Annotated in this window: 5 protein-coding genes; 3 read left to right on the top strand and 2 right to left on the bottom strand. The window is 73.0% G+C overall.

Going from position 1 to position 7,942, the window contains the following annotated elements:
- Window positions 1-100: 100 nt before the first annotated feature.
- Together ABZU76_RS09410 and ABZU76_RS09405 are read right to left on the bottom strand one after the other, a co-directional pair.
- Complete coding sequence (locus ABZU76_RS09410; protein WP_354866783.1) at window positions 101-1,279, bottom strand: alpha/beta hydrolase fold domain-containing protein; 1,179 nt, start codon at window positions 1,277-1,279, stop codon at window positions 101-103.
- A gap of 144 nt (window positions 1,280-1,423) precedes the next feature.
- Window positions 1,424-2,326 (bottom strand): AraC family transcriptional regulator, encoded by a 903-nt coding sequence (locus tag ABZU76_RS09405; protein ID WP_354866781.1) that lies wholly within the window; start codon window positions 2,324-2,326, stop codon window positions 1,424-1,426.
- A gap of 692 nt (window positions 2,327-3,018) precedes the next feature.
- Between ABZU76_RS09405 and ABZU76_RS09400 the strand changes: the two genes are divergently transcribed.
- The 3 genes from ABZU76_RS09400 to ABZU76_RS09390 are packed head-to-tail and all read left to right on the top strand — an operon-like array spanning window position 3,019 to window position 7,822.
- Window positions 3,019-5,781, top strand: coding sequence for an AAA family ATPase (locus tag ABZU76_RS09400; protein WP_354866779.1), 2,763 nt, complete (start codon window positions 3,019-3,021; stop codon window positions 5,779-5,781).
- Window positions 5,782-5,820: 39 nt separating this feature from the next.
- Window positions 5,821-6,276, top strand: coding sequence for an SRPBCC family protein (locus tag ABZU76_RS09395; RefSeq protein WP_354866777.1), 456 nt, complete (start codon window positions 5,821-5,823; stop codon window positions 6,274-6,276).
- 22 nt (window positions 6,277-6,298) lie between these two features.
- Complete coding sequence (locus ABZU76_RS09390) at window positions 6,299-7,822, top strand: hypothetical protein (protein ID WP_354866775.1); 1,524 nt, start codon at window positions 6,299-6,301, stop codon at window positions 7,820-7,822.
- Window positions 7,823-7,942: the final 120 nt, after the last annotated feature.

Genomic DNA, 7,942 nt, shown 5'->3' with positions numbered 1-7,942 from the left:
GCCGGTGGGCGCCTTCGGCGGGTTCCCGTGTCGACATGCGGTTCCCGGCCTAGGGGGCGTTCGTGCGACTGGAGAACACCTTCACCGTCGGCCCGGCCCGTCACTGGTTCTTGGTGAACGTCTCGTCGATCCACGCGGTGACGGTCGGCCACAGGGGGTGGGCCGGCTGCACCACCTCGAAGTGGGTCGCACCCTCGACCTCGACGTAGCGGGCGCTGCCGCCTTCCGCGTTGGTCTTCTCCGCGTAGCGGCGGCTCCAGCCCGCGGGCACGGCCTCGTCCGCGGTGCCGTGCACGGCCAGCACGGGCACGCCGGGGTTGGCCAGCTCGAGCGGGGAGGTCCAGCCGTAGCGCTCGGGGTTCTCGGCGTAGCGCGCGCCGACCAGGAGCGTGACGACGCCGTCCCCGACCTCCGCGGCGACGATCGGCCACGCCTCGGGGCGGGCGGCTTCGGGCGCGTCCTTCGGCGGCTCGGCGTCGGGGTCGGCGAGGACCGTGCCGAACCCGGTGGCGTCGCCCGTCTTGAGGTCGAGCGCGCCGGCGAGGGAGACGATGCCCAGCGGCGTGACCTTCGGGTTCGCACCCGGGGCTTCGGCGGGCAGGGCGCCGCGGTGGGCGGCCCAGGTGGTGAGGTGCCCGCCGGCCGAGTGCCCCACGAAAACGACCCGGCTCGTGTCGAGCGCGGGGTCCATCCCGTCGACCGCGTCCACGGCCGCGGCGACGTCGAGGAACGTGCCGGGCCAGCCGCCGCCCGGCTCGCCGATGCGGCGGTACTCGATGTTCCACACCGCGTACCCGCGGCCGAGGAAGTCGTCGACGACCTCGGTGATCTGGCGGCGGTCCCACATGGCGGTCCAGTACCCGCCGTGGACGACGACCACGACCGGGAACGGTCCCTCGCCCTCGGGCAGGTAGAGCTCACCGACCTGTGAGGGCTCGGGCCCGTAGGCCACGGTGCGCACGCGGCGCTCGACGGCCGGGGTCTCCTGAGCGTCGTCGTAGCGCACGCCGCGTTCGGCGCTCACCAGCGTGTCGATCGTCGCGAAGAACGCGCCGATCGCGGGCAGGTTCGCGCCCTTGGCCTTCGACTCGTCCCACGCGGCGTCGTCGGACCACTCGACGAAGTCCAGCCACGTGTTCTCGGCCACCCGCACCAGCCGCGCGGAGAGGAACCCGCGCCGGTCGGCCCGGAACGCCTCCACCATCGCCGGGCGCGCGGCCAGCATCGCCCGGGTGTTCTCCTCGGCCACCGTGAAGGTGGTCATCTCGACGACGGACATCGTCTGCTCCTGGTTCTGGTTCTTCTCCGGTGGGCCGGCTCCGCGATCCCGGGACGCGCACCGTTGCCGCGCCAGGGCGGTGCGTCCGCACCGGGATTTTCCGACTGGTCATGAATCTTTACCGTCAATAGATGCGACGACAGGCTACAGCCGCGTGCACTGGCTCGTCACCGCGTGCTTGCGGAAACGGGCAGGCGGAGTGCCCACAGTGGCACGGAAGGCCTGTGCGAACGCCGATTCCGAGCGGTACCCGACCTCGCTCGCCACCCGCGCCACCGAGAGATCCGAGCGCGTCAGCAGGTCGGCGGCCACCATCATCCGGATCGAGGTCAGCAGCGTCGCGACCGTGATGCCGGTGCGGGCGGTGAAGCGGCGCAGGAACGTGGCGCGCGACATCCGCGCCTCCGTCGCCATGCGGTCGATGGTCCACGACTCGCCCGGGCGTTCCACGACCAGGGCGATCACCCGGCCCAGCACGTCGTCGCCCATGGCGGTCCACAGTGCGGGCGTGTCGAGCCGCTGGTCGGGGCGGCTGCGCAGCGACATGGCGAGCAGCGCGTCGCACAGCGAGCACACGATGGCGCCCGTGCCGGGCCCGTCGGAGTCCGCTTCGCCGCGCAGGACGTCGGCCAGCGCGAGCGCCGGGCGGTCCATCGTGACGTGTACCAGGGACGGCAGCAGGCGGAACAGCAGCGCGCCCGCGGCCGAGTCGAAGCGGTAGTGGCCGCAGAACAGGTCGAGCTCGTGTTCGGCGCCGAGGGACTTGCGGGTGGTGAACGTCGCTCCCGGCTCCTCCTCGAACCGGCGCCGGCGGCCCGAGGCCGCGGTCACCGTGTGGGCGTCCCCATGGGGGAGCAGGAGGTAGTCACCCGGACCCAGGTCGACTGTGGACGTGCGGGTGGTGACTGTGCAGCGTCCTTGCAGGACAAGGTGGAACTGCACCTCGCCCGGCGGGGCGGCCTCGTGGTCCAAAGTGAACTGTCCGGCCATCAGGCACCGCACGTCGAGGCGGCCCTCGAGGTGTGCCAGCCGGATGAGTCTGCTCACCCCGTCCATGAACCGATCCCGACAGAAAATGAGCCGATCATCCGTAGTCCCCTCTCGCGATCCAGTCCATCATGTGTCAGCGGAGAATGAGTATCAACCGAAAGGCGTTCATGTCGAACACGTCTTTCCGCCGAGGGTGTCGCGGCGGGCCTCTCCGTAACCGTCGTTACCGGCAGCTTATTCCTCGGGGAATCGCTGCCGACGATCGGCTGCCTTCGGAGTGGGATGGACTGGTAGCCGAGCCTGCCGGGAGGCGACCGCGTTGGTGGTTTGACCGAGGTCGAATTTCCTTGGTGTGACTGGATATTCGGCGAACCTGGTGTCGCCGTAGATAAGGTAGTTCATTAAGATGACTTCTGTCGAAGCGCGGTTCCGAACGCAGATCGTGACGACGGTTACGAACTGTCCTGATCCACCGTTGTCCCTGCTGCTTCACCGCCGATCCGGCTTGTCGTGAATATTTCATCGGCCCGGACGGCCATTACGGCGGCCCTGAAGAAGGAACGAGTGCGGACCCACGGCATCGGACACGCGCACGGCGGCTCGGGCGGCCGAGCGGCCCGCCGGCTCGTCCGCTACGGCAGGCGAGGCGCGGCTCCCGGCGGCGCAGGCAGCTCCGAGAGCGCCGACGGCACCGGTGGCTTCGGCACCCGGCGACTCCGGGGACTCCGGGAGTTCGGGAGGGCCGACCCGTGCCGCTGATCGGCCGTGACGACGAGATCGCCTCGATCCGCTCCTTCTTCGAAGGCGCCGGCGTGCTCGGTGGCGCCCTGCTCGTGGTGGGGGAGGCCGGGGTCGGCAAGAGCGCCGTGCTCGACGAATTCGCCGCCGGCGAGGCCGGGCGCGGCACGCGGGTGCTGCGGGCGGCGGGCGTGCAGTTCGAGGCGGAGGTCGGCTACTCCGCGCTCAACCAGCTGCTCTTCCCGCTCGGCGAGGAGATGGCTGCCCTCACCGACACCCACCGCACGGCGCTGCGGTGCGCGCTCGGCTTCGAGGTCGGGCCGGCGCCCGACCGGCTCGTGGTGTCGAACGCGGCGCTGCTGTGGCTGCGGGCCGTCGCGGCCGAGACCCCGCTGCTGATCGTGATCGACGACCTCCACTGGGTGGACCGGGCCAGCGCCGAGGTGCTCGGTTTCGTCGCCCGCCGCCTGGTCGGCAGCCCGATCGTCTTCCTCGCCGCCTGCCGCTCGGCCGACCGCGGGTTCTTCCAGGACAGCGGGCTGGCCGAGGCCGTGTTGCCGCCGCTGCCCGCGCAGGCGGCCCGCACGCTCGTGGACCGGCACTTTCCCGAGCTGACGCCCGCCGTTCGGCACCGGCTGCTCACCGAAGCCGCGGGCAACCCGCTCGCGCTGCTGGAGCTGCCGTCCGCGCTCGACGGCGACCAGCGGACGGACTTCACGACGTTGCCCGAGGTCCTGCCGCTGTCGGACCGGCTGCAGGTGCTGTTCACCTCGCGGGTGCGCGGCCTGCCCGAGCGCTGCCGGCTGATGATGCTGCTCGGGGCGCTCGGCGGCAGCGTCGAGGTCGCCCGGCTGCGCACGGCGGGCGGCGAGACGTGCGACCTCGACGACCTGGCCCCGGCCGAAGACGCCCGGCTCGTGCAGGTGAGCGGCACGCGGCTGGGCTTCCGGCACCCGCTGATCGGCGCCGCGGTGGTCGAGGCGTCGGCGGAACGCGAACGGCGCTGGGCCCACCGCGCGCTGGCCGGGGTCGTCGCGACGCCCGAACGCCGCGTGCGGCACCTGGCCGAGTCGTCGGTCGGCGTCGACGCCGACATCGCCGCGCAGCTGGACGAAACCGCTCAGGCCCTGCTGCGCCAGGGCGACGCACTGGGCGCGGTCACCGCGCTGACCCGCGCGGCGGAGCTCAGCCCCGACCCGGCCGACCGCGGCCGTCGGCTCGCCGAGGCCGCGTATGTCGGAGCCGACGCCGGCGGTGAGCTGGCCACGGCCAGCCGGCTGCTGGGCGACGCCCGCCGGTCCGGTTCCCTGCCGACGCATTCGCTGCCCGGCGCGGCCGCGGCGGCGCACCTGCTGATCAACTCCGACGGCGACGTCACCACCGCTCACCGGCTGCTCGCCGGCGCCGTCGAGGCCGGTGACCACGGGTTCGACGCCGACGACGCCGTGCTGGCCGAGGCGTTGCTCAACCTGCTCCTGATCAGCTGGTACGTCGGCACGCAGCAGGCGTGGGAGACCTTCCACCGCCTGGTCGGGCGGCTGAAGCCGGAGCCACCGCCGCTGCTGCGCGTGAACGCGACCGTGTTCTCCGACCCGGCCCGCGCGACCGACGAGGACGTCGCCGAGCTCGACGCCGTGATCGACACCGTGGGCGGTGACGAGGACCCGACCCGGCTCATCCGGATCGGCACCGCCGCCGTTTTCGCCGACCGGCTGCCCCGGCTGCGGGAGGCGGAACGGCACCTCGCGCAGTCGCGCCACGCGGGCAAGGGGCCGGCCCGCCGCCACCTCGGCGCGCTCATGCACCTGGGGATCGACGGCTTCCAGTCGGGCCGCTGGGACGAGGCGTGGCAGTTCGCCGACGAGGGCCTCGCGGTCTGCACCGAGCACGGCTTGCGTTTCTTCCACTGGTACTTCCACTGGGTGCAGGCTCTCGTCGCCGCCGGCCGCGGCGAGGTCGAGGCCGCGCGGCAGCTGACCGGCGACATGACGCGGTGGGCCGTCGCGCACCAGGCCGCCGGCATCACGTACTTCGCGTGGCAGGCCCGCGCGCTGTCCGACATCGGTGCCGGCGAGTACGACGACGCGTACCACCACGCGACGCAGGTCAGCCCGCCGGGAGAGCTCGCGCGGTACCGGCCGACCGCGCTCTGGGCGGCACCGGACCTCGTCGAGGCGGCAGTGTTCACCGGGCGCCGCGCCGAGGCGAGCGCGCACGCGGCCGCACTGCGCGAGGCCCGGCTGGGCAAGCTGTCGCCCCGCCTGCGTCTGGTCACGGCGGCGGCGACCGCGCTGACGGCGGACGACGACACCGCCCGGGAACGGTTCGAGGCGGCGTTGTCCGGTCCGGCGCTGGACCGGTGGCCGTTCGACCTGGCCCGCGTACGCCTCGCGTACGGGGAACGGCTGCGCCGCCTGCGAAGCACGAGCGCGGCGCGGGAACAGCTGACCATCGCGCACGACACGCTGGCCGCGCTCGGCGCCGTACCGTGGCGGGACCGCGCCGCCAACGAGCTGCGCGCGACCGGGCTCACGCGGCAGTCGGCGCCGGACGCCAAGTCGCCGCTGACGCCGCAGGAGCGCGAGATCGCGGAGCTGGCCGGCGCCGGCCTGACCAACAAGCAGATCGGGCAGAAGCTGTTCATCTCCCATCGGACCGTGGGCGATCACCTGTACAAGATCTTCCCCAAGCTGGGCATCACGTCCCGCGCCGCGCTGCGCGACGCCCTCACCGCGTACGACGACCGGGACCGGTCGGACAAGCCAGTCATGTGACGGGTGCTGTGTCCGCCCGCGAAGTCCACTCTCGGGGTTATGAGCGCAGGACTGCACCCGGACGTCCATTGGCCGCCCGGCTGGGGGCCGGACCGTTGCGACAGCTTCGTCACCCACGAACGTCACGTGGCGGCACCGGCCGACGCGGTGTTCACCCGGCTCGTCGCGGTGGCAGAGTGGCCGGCGTGGCAACGTGGGGTGGACCGGGTCGAGGTGTCCGAGGAGCTGATCGTCGGCGGCCGGTTCGTCGTCGTGGCGGCGCCGCACACCCTCGACGGGATCGTGGGCGAGCTGGTCGTGCCGAGCCGGTTCGGCTGGGCCGCGGTGAGCGACGGACTGAGCTTCTACCAGTCGTGGCTCCTGCTCGACGCCCCGAGCGGTGGGACCCGCACGATCTTCCACGAGGCCGCGCGCGGCCCGTCGGCGCTGCTGCGGACCTCGGACCGGTCCGAGCTCACGCGCGCGTGGCTCGACGCCCTTCCGCCGTCCGTCTGATCCTCCACGGGACCGCGCGGTGGTGACCGTCCGGCGGGTGTTCGGCGCCGGCCCGTTCACCGAGATCGGCCGCCCGGTCACGGTCGCGGACAGCGAGCAGCACGGCCTCGTCGCCGTGGCCGGCCGGCAGGGGTGGCGGGACTGGGAGCGGCGCACCCGGCTGTCCCCGCACGTGGTCGGCCTCTACGACCCGCGGGATCTGACCTGCCGCCTGCTCTTGCGCAGCCGTTTTCCGGTGCACGCCGTGGACTTCCACCCGCGGCTGCCGGTGCTGGCCATCGGGACCGGGCGGTACGACGGTGGCTTCTTCTACAAGGGACAGCTGCTGCTGTGGCACTTCGGCTCCGGCCGCGTGGTGTCCGCACTCGCCGACACCCGGGAGATCCGTTCCGTGCGCTGGCGCCGGTGGCGCGAAGGCCGGGTGCTGGATCTCGCCGTCGCTCCCGCCGACGAGGAGGAGCTCGGCCGCGAGTCCCACACCGTCGGCTACGACGCGATGCTCGAACGCGACGACTGGCTCGCGGTTCGCGACGGCGAGATCTCGTGGCGGGAGCTCGACGGGCCTTGCCGCGAAAGTGACGATCCCCGCGACGAAACCCGTGCGCGAGAGCACCTCGAGGCCCTGAGCGCCGGGTGGCGTGAACACGGTGCGGTGTGGAGTGTCGAGGCCCTTGCCGACGGCGCGGTCGTGGCCTCGTCGGAAGGCGGGGCGGTGACCGTGTGGTCCTCTGTGGACGGCTCGCGGCGGCCCGATCGCCCGGAGTCCCGTTCCCTGCTTGGTTCCTTCACCCCGGACGGACGAGAGCGGCCGGAAGGCTGGACCGCGTTGCCGGTCCGGCGCGCCTTGTCGTCGTACGTCACCGGAGTGCCCGGCGACGACACGGTGCGCTGGGTCGCGGTGGCGGACCCGGACCGTGACGAGCCGGCCGTACGGCCACTGTTTCCCGTGGCTCCGTCGGAAGAAGCCGCGGACTTGACGGAAATCGGGGCCGCGGTCGAGCTCGACGGTCGTGCGTTGATCTACGCGACCTCGTGGTCGCGCACCGGGCCGGAGCTCGACGTCGACGGTCCCGTGGCCGATGCGCGGCACAGCGCCACCCTCGTGACGCGGCGCCGGCTGCCGGACGGCGAGGTCGGGTGGCAGTTCGTGGTCGGGGCCCAGGTCCTGGCGCTCGAAGCCGATGCCGCGATCGTCTACCTGAGCCTGAGCTCCGGCCTGCTCGTGGCGCTCGACGCCACGACCGGCGATGCCCTCTGGACGCATCCCCTGGTCGTGGCCGGGCTCCCGTCGACGGGCTTGGCACTGGCGCTCGCCGGCACCGGACGGCTGCTGGTCGGGACCGCCGAGGGGCGGGTCGCCGACTGCGCGGCGCCGGCTCGCGGGGACCTCACAGCCTATCCCGGCGCGCCCGCCGAAGGACCCGTTTTCCGCTTGGTGCCACCGAAGCCGGCACCGCAGCGGCTGCTGGGGCTCCGGGCCGGCTCGATGCTCGGCAGGGCGACCGGATTCCTCGGCGGAGGCACCGGCCGGCTCGGTCACCGGTAGGTGGTTCAGCCGGAACGCCGCGCCGCGCCCTGGGACGGCGTCCGGCACGCGCGGCACACGGTCGTAGGCGCCGCCGAGCGCGTGCAGTTCGAGGCCGGCCGGGGAACCGTGCGCGACCAC

The organism is Amycolatopsis sp. NPDC005232 (assembly GCF_040607795.1).
In the GTDB taxonomy this organism is placed as follows: Bacteria; Actinomycetota; Actinomycetes; order Mycobacteriales; family Pseudonocardiaceae; genus Amycolatopsis.
Note: the sequence above shows the minus strand (reverse complement) of the source record. Positions and strands in the feature narration are given on the sequence as shown.

Bases quoted from the DNA above. Each gene is read 5' to 3' on its own strand.
- ABZU76_RS09395 (WP_354866777.1), top strand. From the start codon at position 5,821: ATGAGCGCAGGACTGCACCCGGACGTCCATTGGCCGCCCGGCTGGGGG.
- ABZU76_RS09410 (WP_354866783.1), bottom strand. From the start codon at position 1,279: ATGTCCGTCGTCGAGATGACCACCTTCACGGTGGCCGAGGAGAACACC.